This window comes from Streptomyces cavernicola, from assembly GCF_029968035.1.
Taxonomy (GTDB): Bacteria; Actinomycetota; Actinomycetes; order Streptomycetales; family Streptomycetaceae; genus Streptomyces; species Streptomyces cavernicola.
Genome location: NZ_JASCIQ010000002.1, coordinates 308496 through 328738, shown reverse-complemented (window position 1 = coordinate 328738; position 20243 = coordinate 308496). Strand labels below are relative to the sequence as shown.

The 20243-nt window shown below is 70.0% G+C and carries 16 protein-coding genes and 1 pseudogene; 10 read left to right on the top strand and 7 right to left on the bottom strand.

The features are described from left to right. Positions 1–3: 3 nt before the first annotated feature. From QIS96_RS03280 to QIS96_RS03250, 7 genes and pseudogenes are all read left to right on the top strand, one after another. Positions 4–738: pseudogene (locus tag QIS96_RS03280) on the top strand (pirin family protein); the annotation flags it as partial. A 266-nt stretch (positions 739–1004) separates the two neighbouring features. Further along, positions 1005–2072: an AI-2E family transporter gene (locus QIS96_RS03275; RefSeq protein ID WP_282540777.1), complete on the top strand. Its 1068-nt coding sequence runs from the start codon at positions 1005–1007 to the stop codon at positions 2070–2072. A gap of 120 nt (positions 2073–2192) precedes the next feature. Beyond that, positions 2193–4028 (top strand): acyl-CoA dehydrogenase, encoded by a 1836-nt coding sequence (locus QIS96_RS03270; protein ID WP_282540776.1) that lies wholly within the window; start codon positions 2193–2195, stop codon positions 4026–4028. A 99-nt stretch (positions 4029–4127) separates the two neighbouring features. Beyond that, the gene (locus QIS96_RS03265) at positions 4128–5420 is read left to right on the top strand and encodes a M18 family aminopeptidase (RefSeq protein WP_282540775.1); all 1293 of its coding nucleotides are present in this window, start codon (positions 4128–4130) and stop codon (positions 5418–5420) included. Positions 5421–5495: 75 nt separating this feature from the next. Continuing rightward, positions 5496–5834, top strand: a complete 339-nt coding sequence (locus tag QIS96_RS03260; protein WP_282540774.1) for a hypothetical protein — start codon at positions 5496–5498, stop codon at positions 5832–5834. 150 nt (positions 5835–5984) lie between these two features. Next, the gene (locus QIS96_RS03255) at positions 5985–6707 is read left to right on the top strand and encodes a hypothetical protein (RefSeq protein ID WP_282540773.1); all 723 of its coding nucleotides are present in this window, start codon (positions 5985–5987) and stop codon (positions 6705–6707) included. A 371-nt stretch (positions 6708–7078) separates the two neighbouring features. Further along, positions 7079–9181 (top strand): hypothetical protein, encoded by a 2103-nt coding sequence (locus QIS96_RS03250; protein ID WP_282540772.1) that lies wholly within the window; start codon positions 7079–7081, stop codon positions 9179–9181. Between the two features lie 17 nt (positions 9182–9198). On the opposite strand, the gene QIS96_RS03245 is transcribed toward QIS96_RS03250, so the two are convergent. Further along, a complete protein-coding gene (locus QIS96_RS03245) occupies positions 9199–10989 on the bottom strand; it encodes an NHL domain-containing thioredoxin family protein (RefSeq protein ID WP_282540771.1) in 1791 nt (596 codons plus the stop codon). A 41-nt stretch (positions 10990–11030) separates the two neighbouring features. Between QIS96_RS03245 and QIS96_RS03240 the strand changes: the two genes are divergently transcribed. Continuing rightward, positions 11031–11522: an LURP-one-related/scramblase family protein gene (locus QIS96_RS03240; protein ID WP_282540770.1), complete on the top strand. Its 492-nt coding sequence runs from the start codon at positions 11031–11033 to the stop codon at positions 11520–11522. Positions 11523–11800: 278 nt separating this feature from the next. Here QIS96_RS03240 and QIS96_RS03235 read toward each other — a convergent pair whose 3' ends face one another. Beyond that, positions 11801–12577 carry a carbon-nitrogen family hydrolase gene (locus tag QIS96_RS03235; RefSeq protein ID WP_282540769.1) on the bottom strand — a complete coding sequence of 259 codons (777 nt, stop codon included), beginning with the start codon at positions 12575–12577 and terminating at the stop codon, positions 11801–11803. 156 nt (positions 12578–12733) lie between these two features. Between QIS96_RS03235 and QIS96_RS03230 the strand changes: the two genes are divergently transcribed. Then, the gene (locus tag QIS96_RS03230; protein ID WP_282540768.1) at positions 12734–13558 is read left to right on the top strand and encodes a maleylpyruvate isomerase family mycothiol-dependent enzyme; all 825 of its coding nucleotides are present in this window, start codon (positions 12734–12736) and stop codon (positions 13556–13558) included. A 15-nt stretch (positions 13559–13573) separates the two neighbouring features. Here the strand turns inward: QIS96_RS03230 and QIS96_RS03225 are convergent, their stop codons facing one another. Then, positions 13574–14875 carry an MFS transporter gene (locus tag QIS96_RS03225; protein ID WP_282540767.1) on the bottom strand — a complete coding sequence of 434 codons (1302 nt, stop codon included), beginning with the start codon at positions 14873–14875 and terminating at the stop codon, positions 13574–13576. Next, positions 14872–15564: a GntR family transcriptional regulator gene (locus QIS96_RS03220; RefSeq protein ID WP_282540766.1), complete on the bottom strand. Its 693-nt coding sequence runs from the start codon at positions 15562–15564 to the stop codon at positions 14872–14874. Before QIS96_RS03220 ends, QIS96_RS03225 begins: the two co-directional genes overlap by 4 nt. A 250-nt stretch (positions 15565–15814) precedes the next feature. On the opposite strand from QIS96_RS03220, the gene QIS96_RS03215 reads away from it, so the two are divergent. Beyond that, on the top strand, positions 15815–16753 hold the full coding sequence (locus QIS96_RS03215; protein ID WP_282540861.1) for a D-alanyl-D-alanine carboxypeptidase family protein: 939 nt from the start codon (positions 15815–15817) through the stop codon (positions 16751–16753). Here the strand turns inward: QIS96_RS03215 and QIS96_RS03210 are convergent. The 3 genes from QIS96_RS03210 to QIS96_RS03200 all read right to left on the bottom strand — a co-directional run bounded on the left by QIS96_RS03210 (position 16689) and on the right by QIS96_RS03200 (position 20241). Next, positions 16689–17708 (bottom strand): DMT family transporter, encoded by a 1020-nt coding sequence (locus QIS96_RS03210; RefSeq protein ID WP_282540765.1) that lies wholly within the window; start codon positions 17706–17708, stop codon positions 16689–16691. The two genes, QIS96_RS03215 and QIS96_RS03210, sit on opposite strands and share 65 nt — an antisense overlap. Positions 17709–17834: 126 nt before the next feature. Beyond that, the gene (locus QIS96_RS03205) at positions 17835–19247 is read right to left on the bottom strand and encodes a dihydrolipoamide acetyltransferase family protein (RefSeq protein WP_282540764.1); all 1413 of its coding nucleotides are present in this window, start codon (positions 19245–19247) and stop codon (positions 17835–17837) included. 13 nt (positions 19248–19260) lie between these two features. Further along, on the bottom strand, positions 19261–20241 hold the full coding sequence (locus tag QIS96_RS03200; RefSeq protein WP_282540763.1) for an alpha-ketoacid dehydrogenase subunit beta: 981 nt from the start codon (positions 20239–20241) through the stop codon (positions 19261–19263). Positions 20242–20243 lie beyond the last annotated feature (2 nt).

The following is a 20243-nucleotide window of genomic DNA, read 5'->3' as shown; positions in this document are numbered from 1 at the left end:
TAACCCAAGGGCACCCCCTGGCACCCGCACCGCGGCTTCGAGACCGTGACGTACCTGATCGACGGCACCTTCGTCCACCAGGACTCCAACGGCGGCGGCACCATCCAGAACGGCGACACCCAGTGGATGACGGCGGGCTCCGGCCTGCTCCACATCGAGGCCCCGCCGGAGCAACTCGTCACGTCCGGCGGCCTGTTCCACGGTCTCCAGCTGTGGGTCAACCTGCCCGCGAGCGACAAGATGATGGACCCGCGCTACCAGGACATCCGCGGCGGCCAGGTCCAGCTGCTCACCTCCCCGGACGGCGGCGCGCTGCTCCGCGTCATCGCCGGCGAGCTCGACGGCCACGAGGGCCCCGGCATCACGCACACCCCGATCACGATGATCCACGCGACGGTCCGCCCCGGCGCCTCCGTCACCCTGCCCTGGCGCTCGGACTTCAACGGCCTGGCGTACGTCCTGGCCGGCCGCGGCACCGTCGGCGAGGAGCGCCGCCCGATCCAGATGGGTCAGACGGCGGTCTACGGCGCGGGCTCCTCGCTCACCGTCCGCGCGGACGAGAAGCAGGACGGGCACACGCCGGACCTGGAGATCGTCATCCTCGGCGGCCGGCCGATCCGGGAGCCGATGGCGCACTACGGGCCGTTCGTGATGAACACCCAGGCGGAGCTGCAGCAGGCCTTCGAGGACTTCCAGCGGGGCCGTCTGGGCACGATCCCGGCAGTCCACGGAATGTGACCCCCGGGGGCTCCGCCCCCGGACCCCCCGCCCCGGCTGTTCTTCGGCTGCCGCACCGTCGTGGCCAATCGCGCAGTTCCCCGCGCCCCTGAAGGGGCTGGAAATCCAGCCCCTCCGGCGTTTGAGGAGCGGGGTCTGGGGCGGAGCCCCAGTTCGGGAAGGGGCGGGGCGGGGAGAGACCACACGGGCGGCAGCCGACGGGGCGGGATCACACGGGCGGCAGCCGACGACGTGCCGCAACCCCCCGCCCGTGATCGGGTGGCAGGGTGCAGACCCTGTTACCGACCCCCGTCCGGCGCCTGGCGGCCTGGTGCGTCGTGGCCCTGCTGCTCGCCACCCTCGCCGGCCTGGGCGTCTGGCTCTGCATCACCTTCAAGACCGCCGTCACCCCCGTCCTGCTCGCCCTCCTCGGCACCGCGCTCCTCGGCCCCCTCTACCGGCGGCTGCTCGCGATGCACGTGAACAAGTCCCTTGCCGCCGGGCTGACCTGCCTCGCCGTGCTCGTCGTCGCGGGCGGCGCCACGTACATCGTGGTGAGCGCGCTGATCGACACCGGGGACCAGATCGTCTCCTCGCTGCGCGAGGCCGCGAAGTCGCTCGCCGAGCACCTCGGCGCGGCCGGCACCTCGCTCGACGACCTCGCGAAGAACTCCAAGGAACTGCTCTCCAAGTTCGGCGGCACCGCGGCCTCCGGGGTGATCAGCGGCGTCAGCGTCGTCGGCGAGGTCATCGCCATGGCCGTCCTCGCGCTGCTGCTCGTCTTCTTCTTCCTGCGCGACTCCGACCGCGCCGTCGCCGCCCTGCACTCGCTCGTCCCGCGCCGCGGCGACGCCCTGGAGCAGATGGGGCGCAAGGCCTTCGGGGCGATCGAGGGCTTCATGCGCGGGACGACCCTGATCGCGCTGATCGACGCCCTCTTCATCACCGTCGGCCTGCTGATCCTGAAAGTGCCCGGCGCGGTGGGGCTCGGGGCGCTCGTCTTCGTCGGCGCGTACATCCCGTATCTCGGGGCGTTCATCTCCGGGGCCGTGGCGATCCTCGTGGCGCTCGCCGACCGGGGATTCGCCATCGCGCTCTGGGCGCTCGGCGTGGTGCTCGCGGTGCAGGTGCTGGAAGGGCACGTGCTGCAGCCGGTGATCCAGAGCCGGACCGTGCAGATGCACCCGGCGGTCGTGATGCTGGCGATCACCGCGGGCGCCTCGGTGGCCGGGATCCTCGGCATGCTGCTCGCGGTGCCGCTGACCGCCGCCGCCTTCGGGATCTTCTCCGAGCTGCGCACCCACTACGCGTCCGAGCCGCCGCAAGCGAACGCGCCGGACAAGTCCGCCGATTAGAGCCTCGTCACAGTTCCGCGTTCAGGGGTTGCGCCTTATTACCGACGGGTAGCATCATCGTAGCTACTTGCTGGTACGTATATGAGAATCCGCCTCCCGAACCCTTACGGAGCCGTCGCCATGGGGCACTACAAGTCGAACCTCCGGGACATCGAGTTCAACCTCTTCGAGGTGCTCGGTCGCGACAAGCTGTACGGCAGCGGCCCGTTCGCGGAGATGGACACCGAGACCGCCAAGAGCGTCCTGTCGGAGCTCACCCGCCTCGCCGAGAACGACCTGGCCGAGTCCTTCGCGGACGCCGACCGCAACCCGCCGGTCTTCGACCCGGAGACCAACACCGCGCCCGTCCCGGCGTCCTTCAAGAAGAGCTACAAGGCCTTCATGGACTCCGAGTACTGGCGTCTCGGCCTGCCCGAGGAGATCGGCGGCACCACCGCCCCGCCGTCCCTGATCTGGGCGTACGCGGAGCTGATCCTCGGCGCCAACCCGGCGATCTGGATGTACTCCTCCGGCCCGGCGTTCGCCCGCATCCTCTTCGAGGAGGGCACCGAGGAGCAGAAGAAGTGGGCCCAGATCGCGGTCGAGAAGACCTGGGGCTCCACCATGGTCCTCACCGAGCCGGACGCCGGTTCGGACGTCGGCGCCGGCCGCACCAAGGCCGTGCAGCAGGAGGACGGCTCCTGGCACATCGAGGGCGTGAAGCGCTTCATCACGTCCGGTGAGCACGACATGGAGGAGAACATCCTTCACTACGTGCTCGCGCGGCCGGAAGGCGCCGGTCCGGGCACCAAGGGCCTGTCCCTCTTCCTTGTACCGAAGTACCTCTTCGACTTCGAGACCGGCGAGCTGGGCGAGCGCAACGGCGCCTACGCCACCAACGTCGAGCACAAGATGGGCCTCAAGGCCTCCAACACCTGCGAGATGACCTTCGGCGACCAGCACCCCGCCAAGGGCTGGCTGATCGGCGACAAGCACGACGGCATCCGCCAGATGTTCCGCATCATCGAGTTCGCCCGCATGATGGTCGGCACGAAGGCGATCTCCACGCTCTCGACGGGCTACCTGAACGCTCTTGAGTACGCCAAGGAGCGCGTGCAGGGCACCGACCTGTCGCAGTTCATGGACAAGACCGCGCCCAAGGTCACCATCACGCACCACCCCGACGTGCGCCGCTCCCTGATGACGCAGAAGGCGTACGCGGAGGGCATGCGCGCCCTGGTCCTGCACACCGCCTCCGTCCAGGACGAGATCGCCCTGAAGGAAGCCGCGGGCGAGGACACCAAGGCCCTCGAAGCCCTCAACGACCTGCTCCTGCCGATCGTGAAGGGCTACGGCTCCGAGAAGGGCTACGAGCAGCTCGCCCAGTCGCTGCAGACCTTCGGCGGCTCTGGCTTCCTGCAGGAGTACCCGATCGAGCAGTACATCCGGGACGCCAAGATCGACACCCTCTACGAGGGCACCACGGCCATCCAGGGCCAGGACTTCTTCTTCCGGAAGATCGTCCGCAACCAGGGCGCCGCCCTGAACGGCCTGGCCGAGGAGATCAAGAAGTTCCTGGCCGTCTCCACCGGCGGCGAGGAGCTGGCCGCCGCCCGCGAGCAGCTCGCCAAGGCCGCCGTCGAGCTGGAGGCCATCGTCGGCCTGATGCTCACCGACCTCGCCGCGACCGAGCAGGACGTCAAGAACATCTACAAGGTCGGCCTCAACAGCACCCGCCTGCTCATGGCCTCCGGTGACGTGGTCGTCGGCTACCTGCTGCTGCGCGGCGCCGCCGTGGCCGCCGAGAAGCTGGAGACCGCCTCCTCCAAGGACAAGGCGTTCTACACCGGCAAGATCGCGGCCGCGAAGTTCTTCGCCGCCAACGTCCTGCCCGGCGTCACGGGCGCTCGCAAGCTCGCGCAGTCCACCAGCGAGTCGGGCCTGGACCTGATGGAGCTGGACGAGGCCGCTTTCTAAGCACCCCTCGGCGCCCCTCGGCACCCTTCCCACCCCCACTGCGCGGGCCCTCTTCCCATCTCCGGGAGGGGGCCCGCGTACGTCGTTAAGGTGAACACCATGAGCTCATCGCCCTCCCGGTTCGACCGGGGACACACCGACGACCTGATGTCCTTCCTCAGCGCGAGCCCCTCGCCGTACCACGCGGTGGCGAGCGTCGCGGAGCGCCTGGAGAAGGCCGGGTTCCGGCAGGTCGAGGAGACCGACGCCTGGGACGGGAAGAGCGGCGGCAAGTACGTGCTGCGCGGCGGCGCCGTCGTCGCCTGGTACGTGCCGGAGGGCGCCGCCGCGCACACCCCGTTCCGAATCGTGGGCGCGCACACCGACTCCCCGAACCTGCGGGTCAAGCCGCTGCCCGACAGCGGCGCGCACGGCTGGCGGCAGGTGGCCGTGGAGATCTACGGCGGGCCGCTGCTCAACTCCTGGCTCGACCGGGACCTCGGCCTCGCCGGCCGGCTCTCGCTGCGCGACGGCACGACCCGCCTGGTGAACGTCGACCGGCCGCTGCTCCGCGTACCCCAACTCGCCATCCACATGGACCGGTCCATCTACGAGAAGGGGCTGCAGCTCGACAAGCAGAAGCACATGCAGCCCATCTGGGGCCTCGGCGACGCGCGCGAGGGCGACCTGATCCGCTTCCTTGAGGAGGAGCTGTCGCTCCCGGCGGGCGAGGTCACCGGCTGGGACCTGATGACGCACTCCGTCGAGCCGCCCGCCTACCTCGGCCGCGACAAGGAGCTGCTGGCCGGGCCGCGGATGGACAACCTGCTCTCGGTGCACGCCGGTACGGCGGCGCTCACGGCCGTCGCCGGGGACGACCTGCCGTACATCCCGGTCCTGGCCGCCTTCGACCACGAGGAGAACGGCTCGCAGTCCGACACCGGCGCCGACGGCCCGCTGCTCGGCTCCGTGCTCGAACGTTCCGTCTTCGCGCGCGGCGGCACCCTCGAGGACAAGGCCCGCGCCTTCGCCGGCACCGTCTGCCTCTCCTCCGACACCGGCCACGCCGTCCACCCCAACTACGCGGAGCGGCACGACCCGACGCACCTGCCGCGCGCCGGGGGCGGCCCGATCCTCAAGGTCAACGTCAACAACCGGTACGCCACGGACGGTTCGGGGCGTGCGGTGTTCGCCGCGGCCTGCGAGCGGGCGGGCGTCCCGTTCCAGTCGTTCGTGTCCAACAACTCGATGCCGTGCGGCACGACCATCGGCCCGATCACCGCGGCCCGGCACGGCATCAAGACGGTCGACATCGGCGTCGCGATCCTGTCGATGCACAGCGCCCGCGAACTGTGCGGCACGGCCGACCCGTATCTGCTCGCGAACGCGCTCGGGGCGTTCCTGGAGGGGTGAACTCCTAGTTTCACTACCGGAGTTGGGGTTTCCACCCTTGCAGAGTGAGTCCATAACTCAGTACATTACTGAGTTATGGACTTCACTATTATCAAGCACGCTGTTGAGGTCGACCACGGCGTGAAGCGCATATCGATGCGCTTCATCAAGGAGCTGGCCAACCCGCAACGTGCCCGGCTCAGCGTAGAGTTGTGCGCCACGATCAGCCAGGAGTTCGAACGCCTCGGGCTCACCACACTGCCGCGGACGTTGCCGGTATCGGAGAACGAGTTCGTCTGGGTCATCCAGCAGGACAGTTTGCTCGGCGAGGTGGCCGACGTCGCCGCGGCTGTCGCAAATCTGGACAAATTCGGTATGAGTCCGGTGTCGCAGCTGTTTGAGAACAATCCCAGGGCGAAGAAGGGGCTGATCTAGCAACCGCCTGCGCTGCAGAGGTAACTAAACGTCAAGAACCAGCCATCTTCTGCTGGTTCACTTAAAAGCGGCTCCACAACTCTCCTGCAATCGCTACTGTCATACGAAACACGTGACACAGCGGTCACGGAGCCCTGCGAGGAGTCGTCGATGAACAGCAGCGCCAGCCTCACCCCGCGTAGCCCGCACCGGAACCTGCCCACCACGGGCGTCACGGCAGTGGGGCGTACGGCGATAGCTGCGGGCAGTGCTGCAGAAGGCCCCCGTGGCATCCGCTTGACCATCGCGGGTCTCTCCAACAGCCCGCGCAGCGGCCTCACTTGCGGCACCATGTCCCTGCTGAACCGGGAGATACCCACGGCCATCGACGGCTGGCGGGCCGCCGCCGACCCGCCTGCAGCGAGCCGCAGGGCCTCAGGACCTCCATGGAAGGGAATTCACCACGCGTACTCAATTGCGCGGTTGAATTTTACGCGCGATGCTGCCCTTCTGGCCGACCTGCCCATGACCCCTGGCGCCGTCTTCATGCGTAAGCGGAAGCACACCCAGGAGGCCGTCAACGACCTGCTGCATTACCTGACGCAACGTCATATTGAGGCCTCGCTCTCCGGATTGGCATTGGTCCCCTGGGCAGGAGGGCCCAGCTGGTACCTACTGGCGCCGGGCAGTGCCCCGGAGCGGCTGCCCTCGGGCTCGGCGCTGCTGAAGGAATTGCTGGGCATGGAGGAGAAGGACGTCCGTGCCCTGCTGGAGCCCGCTCGGATCCTGGCTCGCGCCCTCCACCTGCACCGGAACTACGCGCACGAGGCCGGTCAGCAGCCGAATTGGCCGCCTCCGCTGCCGCCCGAGGCCACTGTCCCTGACACCCTCTGATCCCCTCACCACGCCGTGGGCGGCGAGTTCACCGGCGACTGCCGGGCTCGCCGCCCCATCCCACTCCTGCCCCGGCCTGCCAGCCGGGGTCCAGCCGTTTGGAGGCTCATCGCATGCCCGCTGGCCAGCTCCCTGCCCACCCCATAGACGTCCACTGGGGCTCGGAAACCGTTCAAGTAACCGACTTCCCCACCGAGTTGCCTGCGGAAGCGACGGACGGACACATCGCCGCTGTACACGCTGCGGGCAGCAAGAATCCGGAAGTTCAGCTTCCGGATGGTTCCTGGGAGGCCATCGCCCGCGCCTCAACTCAACCTGAAGCACTGGCTCTTCAGCTCAGCAAGCCCACTGACGGGTCCGCCGGGCTGCTGATGACCGAGCACGTCGAGGGGGCACGGCTGAGCTCGGTCGTCACGCGTGTGCTGATGACCGAGCTCTTCCCCGGTCCCCAGCCGCGTACCGGCATGGAGGTCATGGAGGTCGCCGACCCGCAGGTGCACGGTGTCACGCACGACGGCCAGCCGAGCGCTGCGCTCCGCTACCACTACCAGGACCTCGAGCACCTGCGGAACCACGTCTGGCAGACGATCCACGGCACGCTCTCGATCAATGATTACGCGGTGTCCATCCTGACCCGGTCGGTCACGCGGAATCTGATCGTTCACCCTGTGGAGATCACCTTCGAGGACGGTACGGAGTCGCTGCACGTCCTTGCCGTACGGGACGGCATCACCCGGCTCGCCAGCGCCTGGGCCGTGCTCGCCGGGCCCGATGAAGGCATTGACGGCGCGGCAGCCCTCGCCCAGAAGGTACTTCTCGGGGAGTTCCTCGGAGGGCCGGACGCCCAGAAGGTCGGGCAGCAGATCGCCGAGCGCCGGGCCCAGTGGCGCACGGAGACGCGGGCCGATTTCGACGAGGAGATGCAGGGCGAAGCCCCGGGGCCGCGCGCCGCTCAGATCGCGCAGTCGTATGTCGTGCCCGCGCAGATCGCTGTCGGCGTCGCCGGGCATGCGAGCCGCGTGCTGGATCCCGAGGACCTCTTCGATGACGCGATCCGGTCCGTACTGGCCGCCGTGCACGTCGAGTTCAAACCGTGGGACGACGCCGCCCAGAATCTGGAAGTCATCACCCGGGCACTCAAGCGGGTGATCCAGCTCGGCGATCCGCGCTGGGACACCGAGGAACTGAACGCCGTGTACGGGCTGGCCGTGGGCCGGCTCCCCGTCAGCAAGCTGCCCGAGGTGTTCGGGGGCGAGACGGCACCCCCGGGTACCGCGCTCTGGCGTGCCGTGTATTTGGTGAGCGCCCTGACACAGCCCGACCTCCTTGAGCTTCTCAAGGACCAGGCCAAGGCCATCAAGGGCGGTCAGCGCATGAGCATGAAGGGCTTCGGGGATCTCCTCGGGCCGATCATTGACCTGCCTTGGCGCTCCCACAAGAAGCTGGTCACCAAGCAGGCGCGCAATGCGTGGAAGAACGGTGGTGTGCTCTCGGGCGACGTCACGAAGGGCTGGCAGCCTGTTCCGACGGATGACTTCACCACACTGATCGAGCCTGCGATGGCCGGTGATATGAACGCCCGCTGCACGCTGGCGGTGGCCGGCGGGGTGGCGTTGATCTCCGACAAGCTGCTGACACGGAATGTCGGCTCATCCCTGACCGCACCGATGGACAAGGGCCGTGTGCCGTTCCGCGCGGACGCGCATCTGATCGTCGAGGGCCTCTCGGCACCGGAGAACGAACTCGGCCTCTGGACTCTCGCACGGGCCGCCAACACGTTCCGCAGCGACGACCTGCCTCAGAACGCTGCGGTCAAGCAGAGCCTCACCGGCAAGGGTCCCGCTGAGTCGTCCGCCCGGCCGCCCTACATCCACTTCAAGGTCGACCTCGACGCCCCGGACAAGATCGCACGGGACGCCAACGGGGTCCCGGAGATGCTGTACGAGTGGGATGTCGTCACCGCCTCCGACCCGGACCGTGCGCGCAAGCTTGCGGACGAGCTGGCGAAGCCCGACAGCGCACCGTCCGCCTCGTACGGCACCGGGCCACTGCCCCAGACCGGACCGGCGGGAGGGGAGCAGGCGGGCGACAAGCTGGACGGGGAGGGTGCTGAGCCCAACGGAGCGGTACAGTCCGGCCTCCACAGCTTGCCGGACCACCCCGCCCCTGTCCCCACCCCCAGGCCCGCGAGCCGCACGCTTCCGCCCAGTCAGCGTGCCGTCGAGCACCGTAAGACCCTCCGCCTCAACGTCCAGTCCGCGCGCGATGCCCTCGACCAACTGCACACGCTGGAGCCGGAAGTCGGCAGCCACACCCCCATCGTCCCGATGGACACGCTGGACGAGCTGCACGAACTGCTCATCGGCATCCAGACCGACGTGGAGAACCTGCGCAGGCGGATCAGGGACAACCAGGCCAGGGACGAGCAGGACAGTGAGGACGCGGCGGAGGAGCAGGACCGGGTGAACGACTAGCGGCTAGAGGCGTACGGCTACTGGTCCATCCCCGCGAGCACCAGCGGCAGCCGCTCCGCGCCGCCCTCGGCGATGCGGACCGGGACGCCCCAGTCCTGCTGGTGGACGTGGCAGGCCGGGTACTCGTTCTCCGGGTCGTCGTCGCAGCTCGCGGCCATCGCGGAGACGTGCAGGACGCCCTCCGCGACCTCGGGGTTGAGGGCCAGGCCGCGGGCCAGGTCGGTGCCCGCGCCCTCGCCGTCGAGGAGCAGCTCCGGCGGGGTGGAGGAGACCAGGAGGCGGGTCGAAGGGCCGTAGCGGGTGTCGAGCTTCTGGCCCGTCGGCGCCTGGAAGACCACGTCCAACTGCAGGGCGCCCGGGGCGACTTCGGTCGCGGCGCGCTGGGTGCGGTGGGCGACGGACTCGACGCGCACGGCCTCCTCGGGCAGCCGCAGGCGGGTGAGGCGGTGCCGCGCGGACTCGACGACCACGACGTCCTCGCCGACCACGACCGCGTCGCTCGGCTCCCGCAAGTCCGTTGCCAGGGTGGTCACTTCACCGCTCGCCGGGTCGAAGCGGCGCAGCGCGTGGTTGTACGTGTCGCTGATCGCGACCGAGCCGTCCGGCAGGGCCGTGACGCCCAACGGGTGCTGGAGCAGGGCCTGTTCGGCCGCGCCGTCGCGGTGACCGAAGTCGAAGAGGCCGGTGCCGACGGCGGTGTGGACGGCCCGGTCCGTGTCGATCCAGCGGAGCGCACTCGTCTCCGAGTCGGCGATCCACAGCCGGTCCTCGGTCGCGGCGAGCCCGGACGGCTGCGCGAACCAGGCCCCGGCGGCCGGGCCGTCGACCAGGCCCTCGTTGGTGGTGCCGGCGGCGACCTGCACGGTGCCCGCCTCCGGGTCGTACGTCCACAGCTGGTGCACGCCGGCCATGGCGATCCAGACGAGGCCGTCGAAGTACGCCACGTCCCAGGGGGAGGAGAGGTTCACCTCGCGGGCGGCGCCGCTGGTGGGCTCGCCCTGCATCCACTGCCGCCCGGTGCCCGCGACCGTCTCGACGGCCCCGCTCTGAGGGTCGTACGTGCGCAGCGCGTGGTTGACCGTGTCCGCGACGATCACCTGGCCGTCAGGAAGCAGCGCGAGGCCCTGCGGTTCGCTGAACGCGTCCGGGGTGAAGCCGCGCTCGCCGCTGCCGATGCGGCGTACGACGGTCTCGCCGTCCGCCTCCAGCTCGACCAGCTGGTGCCGGGTCGAGTCGGAGACAAGGAAGTTCCCGGTGGGCAGCAGGAGGGCCTTGCCGGGGAAGCGGAGGTCGGTGGCGACGGGCTTCGGCGGGACGTACGGGCCGTCGCCGCGGCGCAGCGTGCCCTTCGCCTCGTGCTCGGCCTCCAGCTCCTCGACGAGCTTCTCGATGGCGTGCGCATGCCCCTCGCCGGCGTGCTGCGCGACCACGTACCCCTCGGGGTCGATGACGACGAGGGTGGGCCAGGCGCGGACCGCGTACTGCTTCCAGGTGGCGAGCTCCGGGTCGTCGAGGACCGGGTGGTGCACCTCGTACCGCTCGACGGCGTCGACGACGGCCTGGTGCTCGGCCTCGTGCACGAACTTCGGGGAGTGCACGCCGATGATCACGACGGTGTCGGCGTGCTTCTGCTCCAGCTCGCGGAGCTCGTCCAGGACGTGCAGACAGTTGATGCAGCAGAAGGTCCAGAAATCCAGGACGACGATGCGTCCCCGCAGGTCGGCGAGGGTGTACTGCTGCTCTCCTGTGTTCAGCCAGCCGCCCTTGCCGATCAGCTCGGGGGCCCGAACGCGTGCACGTGTAGCCATGTCCCCATCCAACCTCATGCGGGCGGGTACGCATTCCCGCCATGAGATACGTGGTGCGCGACCGGGTCTTCGGCATCGGGGACGACTACTGGATCGAGGACGAGCAAGGCCGCAAGGCGTTCCTCGTGGACGGGAAGGCGATGCGGCTGCGGGAGACGTTCGAGCTGAAGGATCCGCAGGGCGAGGTGCTGATCGACATCCGCAAGAAGCTGTTCGCGCTGCGGGACACGATGACCATCGAGCGCGGCGAGGAACCGCTGGCCACGGTGCGCCGCAAACGCCTCTCACTGCTGCGCAACCACTACCGCGTGACGCTGGTCGAGGGCACGGAGCTGGACGTCAGCGGCAAGATCCTGGATCGCGAGTTCGCGGTCGAGTACGAGGGGGAGTTGCTCGCGGAGGTCTCGCGGCGCTGGTTGACCCTGCGGGACACGTACGGCGTGAACGTGGTCCGTGAGGACGCCGACCCGGCGCTTCTGATCGCCATCACGGTCTGCGTGATCCGCCTCGCGGAGCGGGACCGCCACGACTGACCCCCAGGGGGCTCCGCCCCCGGCGCCCCCGCTCCTCAATCACCGGAGAGGCTCCCCGGCCCGTCGTCGGCTTCCCCGCCGTCGTGGCGCTGTGCCCACCCGTTCCGCCCTGCGGAACGCCTGCCCACAGCGAGGTGGGGTGGGGAGGCCGCCGTCGCCCCCACCCACCCACAGCGGGGGGGGACGTGCCCCGACAGGGGCGCGGGGAACTGCGCGAGCGGCCACGACGGCGGGGGAGCCGAAAGACAGCCGGGGTCCGGGGCGGAGCCCCGGGGTGGTCAGCGAAGGACGCGGTCCTTGAGGGCCGGGAAGCGGTCTCGGGTCGTCGCGACGGTGCTCGGGTCGAACTCCACCGTGAGGACCTCCTCCCCCGGCCCCGCCTCCGCAAGGACCTCCCCCCACGGGTCGACCACGATGCTGTGGCCCGCCTGCGGCACCCCCGCGTGCGAACCGGCGGAGCAGCACGCCAGGACGTACGCCTGGTTCTCCACCGCGCGGGCCTGCGCGAGCAGCGTCCAGTGGGCGCGGCGCCGCTCCGGCCAGCCCGCGGAGACGACGAGGGTCTCGGCGCCCGCGTCGACCAGGCCCCGGAACAGCTCGGGGAAGCGCAGGTCGTAGCAGGTGGCGAAGCCCAGCACGGTCGACGGGTGGGGCACCGTCACGAGCTCGGAGCCCGCGCCCATCATCGCCGCCTCGCCCTTGTCGAAGCCGAAGCGGTGGATCTTGCGGTACGTGCGGGTGAGCGCGCCGTCGGGGTTGAAGAACAGCGTCGTGTTGTAGAGCGTGCCGCTGTCCTCGCGCTCCACGATCGAGCCGGCGTGCAGCCAGACGCCCGCGTCGTGCGCGGCGGCGGCCATCGCGTCGTGCGTGGGCCCGCGCAGCGCCTCGGCCTCCCGGCCGAAGGACTCGTAGGCGAACGCGCCAACCGGCCACAGCTCCGGCAGCACCACCAGGTCGGACCCGGCCTGATCGCGTACCAGTGAAGCCACCCTGGAGCGGCGGGAATTGACCGATTCGTCGGGGTCTACATCGATCTGGATCAGCGAGGCGCGCACACTACCACCGTCCTGGCATTCGAGTACCCATCACCGCCTACGATCGTCACACGAAAGCACTGCAAGCGGCCCGTGCGGCAGCGTAACTTAAGGGTCCGAGCCTTCTCCGCAGTCCTGCCATGCCCGTACGCACAGACGAACCGCCCGAGGGGTCACGTGACCGTCCATCCCAGCATCCAGACCTACGCCGACGCCTGGACCCACTCCGTGGAGGCCATATCCGAGCTGGTGACACCGCTCGCGGAGGGCTCCTGGAACCTGGCGACGCCCTGCTACGGCTGGTCGGTACGGGACATCGTCTCCCATGTCATCGGGCTCGAGTGCGAGATGCTCGGCGACCCCCGGCCGATCCACTCGCTGCCCCGCGACCTGTACCACGTACAGACGGAGCTGCAGCGGTACATGGAGGTGCAGGTCGATGTGCGGCGGCACCACACCTCGCCGGAGATGACGGCCGAGCTGGAGTACACGATCATCCGCCGCTCGCGGCAGCTGCGGAACGAGACGCGTGACCCGCAGACCCAGGTGCGCGGACCGCTCGGCAACCAGGAGCCGCTCGAAGAGGCGCTCCGCAAGCGGGCGTTCGACGTGTGGGTGCACGAGCAGGACCTGCGCACGGCCCTCGACGCCCCCGCGAACCTGGACTCCCCCGGGGCGTACGTGGCGCGGGACCTGCTGATCTCCGGGCTCCCCAAGTCGATCGCCAAGGGCGCCGGCGCGCCGGCGAACTCGGCGGTCGTCTTCGACGTGGACGGCCCGGTCGACTTCCTGCGTACGGTCCGTATCGACGCCGAGGGCAAGGGCACCGTCGACAACGCCCCGTCGCTCGGCCCTGCGGTCACGCTCGCCTGCGACTGGGAGACGTTCTACCGGCTGTGCTGCGGCCGTGTGCGTCCGGGCGCGGTACGGGACCGGCTCAAGGTCGACGGCGACCAGGACCTGGCCGAGGCGATCCTGCAGAACCTGCCGATGACGCCGTAGCTCGGGCTGAACCGGCTACGCCGGTACGTGCACCGCCTCGACCCTGCTGGCCACCAGCCGCTCGCTCTCCAAGCGGACCGCGCGCCTGCGCAGCCGCAGGATCTGGGTGATGCCCAGGGCCTCCAGGACGAAGATCGAGCAGAACGCGATCCGGTAGTTCTGGCCGGTCGCGTCGAGCAGCACGCCGACCGCGAGCAGCGTCGTCATGGAGGCGACGAAGCCGCCCATGTTGACGATGCCGGAGGCGGTGCCCTGGCGCTCCGGCGGGTTAGCCGGGCGGGCGAAGTCGAAGCCGATCATCGAGGCCGGTCCGCAGGTGCCGAGCACCACGCAGAGGACGACGAGCAGCGCCGCCGGCGCCGCAGAGCCCCAGCCGAGCGTGAGCGCCCAGACCAGAGCCGTCGCGCCGACCGTGCCGAGGACCAGCGGGGTGCGGGCGCGGTGGTGGCGGGCGACGACCTGGCCGTAGACGAGGCCGATGGTCATGCTCGACAGGACGGTCAGGGTGAGGAGTTCGCCCGCGGCGGCGCGGGACAGGCCCTGCGCCTCGACCAGGAACGGCAGCCCCCACAGCAGCGTGAAGACCATCATCGGGAACTGCGTGGTGAAGTGCACCCACAGGCCGAGCCGGGTGCCGGGCTCCCGCCAGGCCTCCGCGATCTGACGGCGTACGAACGCGGGGCCCTGGGCCTGCTTGACCGGTGGCGGCTCGTGGCCTTCCGGGTGGTCGCGGAGGAAGAGCAGCAGCAGGACGAGGACGACGACGCCGGCGAGGGAGCTGCCGACGAACGCGGCGGTCCAGCCGAGCCCGTGCAGCATCCGGGACAGCACCAGGGTGGAGACCAGGTTGCCGCCCATCCCGATGAGCCCGGCGAGCTGCGCGATGAGCGGGCCGCGCCGGGCCGGGAACCAGCGGGTGCCGAGGCGCAGCACGCTGATGAACGTCATCGCGTCCCCGCAGCCGAGCAGCGCACGCGCGGCGAGCGCCATGCCGTACGAGGGCGCGAGGGCGAAGGAGAGCTGGCCCGCGGTGAAGAGGACGACGCCGAGGGTGAGGACCTTCTTCGTGCCGAGCCGGTCGACCATCAGGCCGACGGGTATCTGCATGCCCGCGTAGACGAGGAGCTGGAGGATCGAGAACGTCGACAGGGCGGAGGCGCTGACGTGGAAGCGGTCGGCGGCGTCCAGGCCCGCGACGCCCAGCGAGGTGCGGAAGATGACGGCGACGAAGTAGACGGCGACGCCGATCGACCAGACCGCGACGGCCCTCCGGCCGCCCGGTGGATCGCCCGGCAGCCTGCTCGGCGAGGGGCTCATCGCACGTCCCCCCGCGCCAGGTTGGAGACCCAGCCGACGTGGCGGTGGACGACGGCGACGGCCGCGTCCGCGTCGCCCGCGCGCAGCGCTTCGAGGATCTCGGCGTGCTCACCGAGGGTCTTGGCGATGCGGTCGGGGTGCGACTTCATCACGGCGACGCCCATCCGCAGCTGGCGGTCGCGGAGCTGGTCGTAGAGGCGGGAGAGGATCTCGTTGCCGCCGCTGCGGACGATCTCCGCGTGGAAGCAGCGGTCGCTGACGGCGGCGGCCGCCAGGTCGCCGGCCGCGGCCTGCTCGCGCTGCTGGGCGAGGAGCTCCTCCAGGCGCGCGATCAGGCCCGCGGGCGCGGGCACCGCCTTGCGCGCCGCGTGCTCCTCGACGAGCAGCCGGGTCTCGACCACGTCCGCGATCTCCTGCGCGGAGACCGGCAGGACCAGGGCGCCCTTCTTCGGGTACAGCTTCAGGAGCCCCTCGACCTCCAGCTTGAGCAGCGCCTCGCGCACCGGCGTACGGGAGACGCCCACGTCGGTGGCCAGCTCGCCCTCGGTGAGGAGCGTGCCGCCCTCGTACCGCCGCTCCAGTACGGCCTGCTTCACGTGCTGGTAGACGCGCTCCGCGGCCGGGGGCTGCTTGACCGGGGGCGGGGTGGGAGTGGCGGGGGCGGCGGAGGTAGAGGGTGCGGCAGGCATGCGCACAGCATAGATACAACAGGTGTACATCAGAAAGTCGCGTCCGCGATGCGGAACGGGCACCGGATATCAGACGCAGACGGTCGACTACAGGACACGCTCGCGCGTTCCCGCATTCACCCGGACGAGTACGCATCCATTCACATCGGCCGTACGTCTTGTATCCGGAACTGCCTTTCTGGGTTTCCGATCTGACACCTCTCGGGTGTCGGTCCCCAGACGCTTACGCGAATTCGGAGCACCGACTTTGATCCGTACCACCCGACGCGCGCGCAGGCTTGCCGCCGTCGTCCTCACGACCGGCGCCGCCCTGGTCGTCTCCCCGCTCGCGACGACCGCACAGGCCGCCGCCGAGCCGTCCGCCCCGTCCGTCAGCGCCAAGGGCGCCTATCTCGCGGACGCGACGAGCGGGAAGCAGCTCTTCGGGAAGGCCGCCGACACCAAGCGGCAGATGGCCTCCACCACCAAGGTCATGACCGCGGCCGTCGTCCTCGACAGCCCCGGACTGAACCTCGACCGCAAGATCACCGTCAAGAAGACCTACCGCGACTACGTCGCCGAGCAGGGCGCCAGCACCGCCGACCTGCGCACCGGCGACAAGCTCACCGTCCGCCAGCTGCTCTACGCGACGCTGCTGCCCTCCGGCTGCGACGCGGCGTACGCGCTGGCCGACGCCTTCGGCAGCGGCTCGACCATCAAGGCGCGTACGGCCTCCTTCATCTCGAAGATGAACAAGAAGGCCGCCGAACTCGGCATGAAGAACACGAAGTTCGACTCCTTCGACGGCATCTCGAAGGGCGGCAAGAACTACTCGACGCCGAAGGACCTCGGGAAACTCGCCGCGCACGCGGTCGAGAACCCCACCTTCCGTACGGTCGTGAAGGCGAAGTCGACCCAGCAGAAGGCGCCCGCCGGCAGCGGCGGCACCCGCACCTACACCTGGTACAACACCAACAAACTGCTCGGCTCGTACGACGGCGCCATCGGCGTCAAGACCGGTACCGGCAGCGCCGCGGGCTCCTGCCTCGTGTTCGCCGCGACCCGCGGCGACAAGACCCTGGTCGGCGCGATCCTGAACGACGCGAACCGCTACGCCGACGCGGCGAAGCTGCTCGACCACGGCTTCAAGTCGAAGTCCGCGAAGACGATGCGGCTGCGTTCGCTGCCGAGCGGCGCGCAGCAGGACTGACGGCCCGGCCCGCGGCTGTGACCCGGCTCCTGCCGCCTCGGGAGGAGCCGGAGACCGCCGCAAGGGCCACGGCCGCGAGCGCGAGCACCGCGCCGCCCACCGTGAACGCGCTGACCTGCGCACCGCCGTGCGGCAGGAACACGTCGAGGGCGAGCGAGCCGAGCAGCTGCCCGGTGATGGTGCACAGGCCGAGCAGCAGCACGCCGAGCTTCTGCACGGTGGCCACGGCGATCGAGATGAACGCGATGCCGACGATCCCGCCGAGGTAGAGGTACGGATCGCCCGGCAGCCCCGCCGGCGCCCCGGCCGCGACCGCGTGCCCGGCGAACACCAGGCCCAACACGGTCGTACCGGTGAGGAAGTTGAAGAACGTGCCGGTGTACGCGGACCCGGACGACAGCCGTACGTGACCGTTCACCGCCTGCTGCCAGCTCACGCACACCCCGGCGATCACGGGCAGGACCAGCAGCAGGTACGGGAACCCGGCGCCGAGCCGGTCCGCCATCGAGACGCCGACCGCGACGAGCACGAGGCCCGCGCCCACGGCCCGCCGCGCCGTCGGCCGCTGCGGACCCGCGGGACCGAGCCCCTTCGCGTCCACCAGGAGCCCGCCGCCCACCTGCCCGGCGACCACGGCCACCGTGAACAGGGCGACGCCGAGCGCCCCGACGGTCAGCCCCTGCGCAAGCACGAATGTCGCCCCGCCGCAGCCGCCCAGCAGCTGCCACCACTTCAGGCGCGCTTCCCGTACGTCCTTCAGCACCCGGCGCAGGCCCTGCCGGGCTACCCGCACCACGAGGAGCCCGGCGGAGAGCACGAGGAGCCCGGAGCCGAAGGAGAGGACCGCGGCGGCGGTGCCGTCGCCGAGCTCGGCGGCGAGCTGGCCGTTGATGCGGGCCTGCAGGGATATCAGCGCCCCGGAGAAGACGGCGAGGAGCAACCAGACGACGTGCACGGCAAGCGGCTTTCGTGACGGGGACGGGGCGGCGGGACGGGAGCTAGGCAGGGACAGAGCTGAGCCCGGATGCGCGGCGAACGCATCCGGGCTCGGGGTCGTACGCGGGTACGCGGTCCTACGAGGCTACGCCCAGGTGATGAGGCGCTTGGGCTGCTCCAGGATCGCCGCGACGTCGGCGAGGACCTTGGAGCCCAGCTCGCCGTCGACGAGCCGGTGGTCGAAGGAGAGCGCCAGGGTGGTGACCTGCCGCGGCTTGACCTTGCCCTTGTGCACCCACGGCTGGAGCTTGATCGCGCCGACCGCGAGGATCGCGGACTCGCCGGGGTTGAGGATCGGCGTGCCGGTGTCGACCCCGAAGACCCCCACGTTCGTGATGGTCACGGTGCCGCCCTGCATCGCGGCCGGCGAGGTCTTGCCCTCCCTGGCCGTGGCCACCAACTCGCCGAGGGACTCGGCCAGTTGAGGCAGGGTCTTGGCGTGCGCGTCCTTGATGTTCGGCACGATCAGACCGCGCGGGGTGGCGGCGGCGATGCCCAGGTTCACGTAGTGCTTCTGCACGATCTCCTGGTTGGCCTCGTCCCAGGCGGCGTTGACGTCCGGGTTCCGCTTGATCGCGACGAGCAGCGCCTTGGCGACGAGCAGCAGCGGGTTGACCCGCAGCCCCTGCATCTCCTTGTCCTGCTTCAGCTCCTCGACGAGCTTCATCGTCCGCGTCACGTCGACGGTCACGAACTCCGTGACGTGCGGTGCGGTGAACGCCGACCCGACCATCGCCTGCGCGGTCGCCTTCCGCACGCCCTTGACCGGAATCCGGGTCTCACGGGCGTCGGCGACCACCGGGGTGGGTGCGGGCGCGGGCACGGGCTCCTGTACGGGAACCTCCGCTTCCGGCGCGGGGGCAGCAGGAGCGGGCGCGACGGCAGCGTGCACGTCCTCCCGCGTAATGATCCCGTCGGGCCCGGAGGGCGTCACGGTCGCCAGATCCACCCCGAGATCCTTCGCAAGCTTCCGCACGGGCGGCTTGGCGAGGGGGCGGGGGATGGCGGTGCCGTTGGTACCACCGAACCCGTTCGCCCCTGCTGTTGTGGGCAGTTGTTCCGCTGGGGCGATGGGGGTCCCCCCTGCTCGAGCGGAGTCGAGAGCTTGGGGGAGGGTGGGCACAACCCCGGTCGCCGGGTCACCTTTACGTGCCCTCCGCTTGGTCGAGCTCTCGGCGACGCCATAGCCGACCAGCACAGGCTGACGACCTTGGGGCTCCTCCGCCTCAACGGGAGCTTCCGGCTCGGGCGCCGACTCCCCAGCCCCACCAACGGTAATGATCACTTGCCCGACATCGACCGTCGTACCTTCGGAGAACCTCAGCTCCCGCACGACCCCGTCGAACGGGATCGGCAGCTCCACAGCCGCCTTCGCCGTCTCGACCTCGCACACGACCTGCCCGTCGGAGACGACATCACCGGGCGCGACGTACCACTTCAGAATCTCGGCCTCCGTGAGACCCTCGCCCACGTCGGGCAACTTGAACTCGTACACCATCGGTCCAGTCCCCTCAGTACGCCAGCGAGCGGTCGACGGCGTCGAGCACCCGGTCAAGGCCCGGCAGGTACTCCTCCTCGACCCGCGCGGGCGGGTACGGCGCGTGATAGCCGCCGACCCGCAGCACGGGCGCTTCGAGGTGGTAGAAGCACCGCTCCGTGATGCGCGCGGCGATCTCCGCGCCGGAGCCGTAGAACACCGGGGCCTCGTGCACGACGACGAGCCGGCCGGTGCGCTCCACCGAGGCCTGCACCGCGTCGAAGTCGATCGGCGACATCGAGCGCAGGTCGATGACCTCCAGGGACTTGCCCTCGTCCTGCGCAGCCGCCGCGGCCTCCAGGCAGACCTTCACCATCGGCCCGTACGCGGCGAGCGTCAGGTCCGAGCCCTCGCGCACGGTGCGCGCGGCGTGCAGCGGTCCGGGGATGGCGTCGGTGTCGACCTCGCCCTTGTCCCAGTACCGCCGCTTCGGCTCGAAGAAGATCACCGGGTCGTCGCTCTGGATGGCCTGCTGCATCATCCAGTACGCGTCGGACGGCGAGGAGGGCGAGACCACCTTCAGGCCGGCGACGTGCGCGAACAGCGCCTCGGGCGACTCGGAGTGGTGCTCGACCGCGCCGATCCCGCCGCCGTACGGAATGCGGATGACGACCGGCATCTTGACCTTGCCGAGCGCGCGGGCGTGCATCTTGGCGAGCTGCGTGACGATCTGGTCGTACGCGGGGAAGACGAATCCGTCGAACTGGATCTCCACGACCGGCCGGTAGCCGCGCAGGGCCAGGCCGATGGCGGTGCCGACGATGCCGGACTCGGCGAGCGGGGTGTCGATCACCCGGTCCTCGCCGAAGTCCTTCTGCAGCCCGTCGGTGACGCGGAAGACGCCGCCGAGCTTGCCGACGTCCTCGCCCATGACGAGGACCTTGGGGTCGGTCTCAAGAGCCTTGCGCAGGGATTCGTTGATCGCCTTGGCGATCGGCAACTTCTGTACAGCCATGG

Bases quoted from the DNA above. Each gene is read 5' to 3' on its own strand.
- QIS96_RS03260 (WP_282540774.1), top strand. From the start codon at position 5,496: ATGGACTTCACTATTATCAAGCACGCTGTTGAGGTCGACCACGGCGTG.
- QIS96_RS03205 (WP_282540764.1), bottom strand. From the start codon at position 19,247: ATGGTGTACGAGTTCAAGTTGCCCGACGTGGGCGAGGGTCTCACGGAG.
- QIS96_RS03220 (WP_282540766.1), bottom strand. From the start codon at position 15,564: ATGCCTGCCGCACCCTCTACCTCCGCCGCCCCCGCCACTCCCACCCCG.
- QIS96_RS03200 (WP_282540763.1), bottom strand. From the start codon at position 20,241: ATGGCTGTACAGAAGTTGCCGATCGCCAAGGCGATCAACGAATCCCTG.
- QIS96_RS03225 (WP_282540767.1), bottom strand. From the start codon at position 14,875: ATGAGCCCCTCGCCGAGCAGGCTGCCGGGCGATCCACCGGGCGGCCGG.
- QIS96_RS03250 (WP_282540772.1), top strand. From the start codon at position 7,079: ATGACCGAGCACGTCGAGGGGGCACGGCTGAGCTCGGTCGTCACGCGT.
- QIS96_RS03265 (WP_282540775.1), top strand. From the start codon at position 4,128: ATGAGCTCATCGCCCTCCCGGTTCGACCGGGGACACACCGACGACCTG.
- QIS96_RS03270 (WP_282540776.1), top strand. From the start codon at position 2,193: ATGGGGCACTACAAGTCGAACCTCCGGGACATCGAGTTCAACCTCTTC.
- QIS96_RS03245 (WP_282540771.1), bottom strand. From the start codon at position 10,989: ATGGCTACACGTGCACGCGTTCGGGCCCCCGAGCTGATCGGCAAGGGC.
- QIS96_RS03240 (WP_282540770.1), top strand. From the start codon at position 11,031: ATGAGATACGTGGTGCGCGACCGGGTCTTCGGCATCGGGGACGACTAC.
- QIS96_RS03255 (WP_282540773.1), top strand. From the start codon at position 5,985: ATGAACAGCAGCGCCAGCCTCACCCCGCGTAGCCCGCACCGGAACCTG.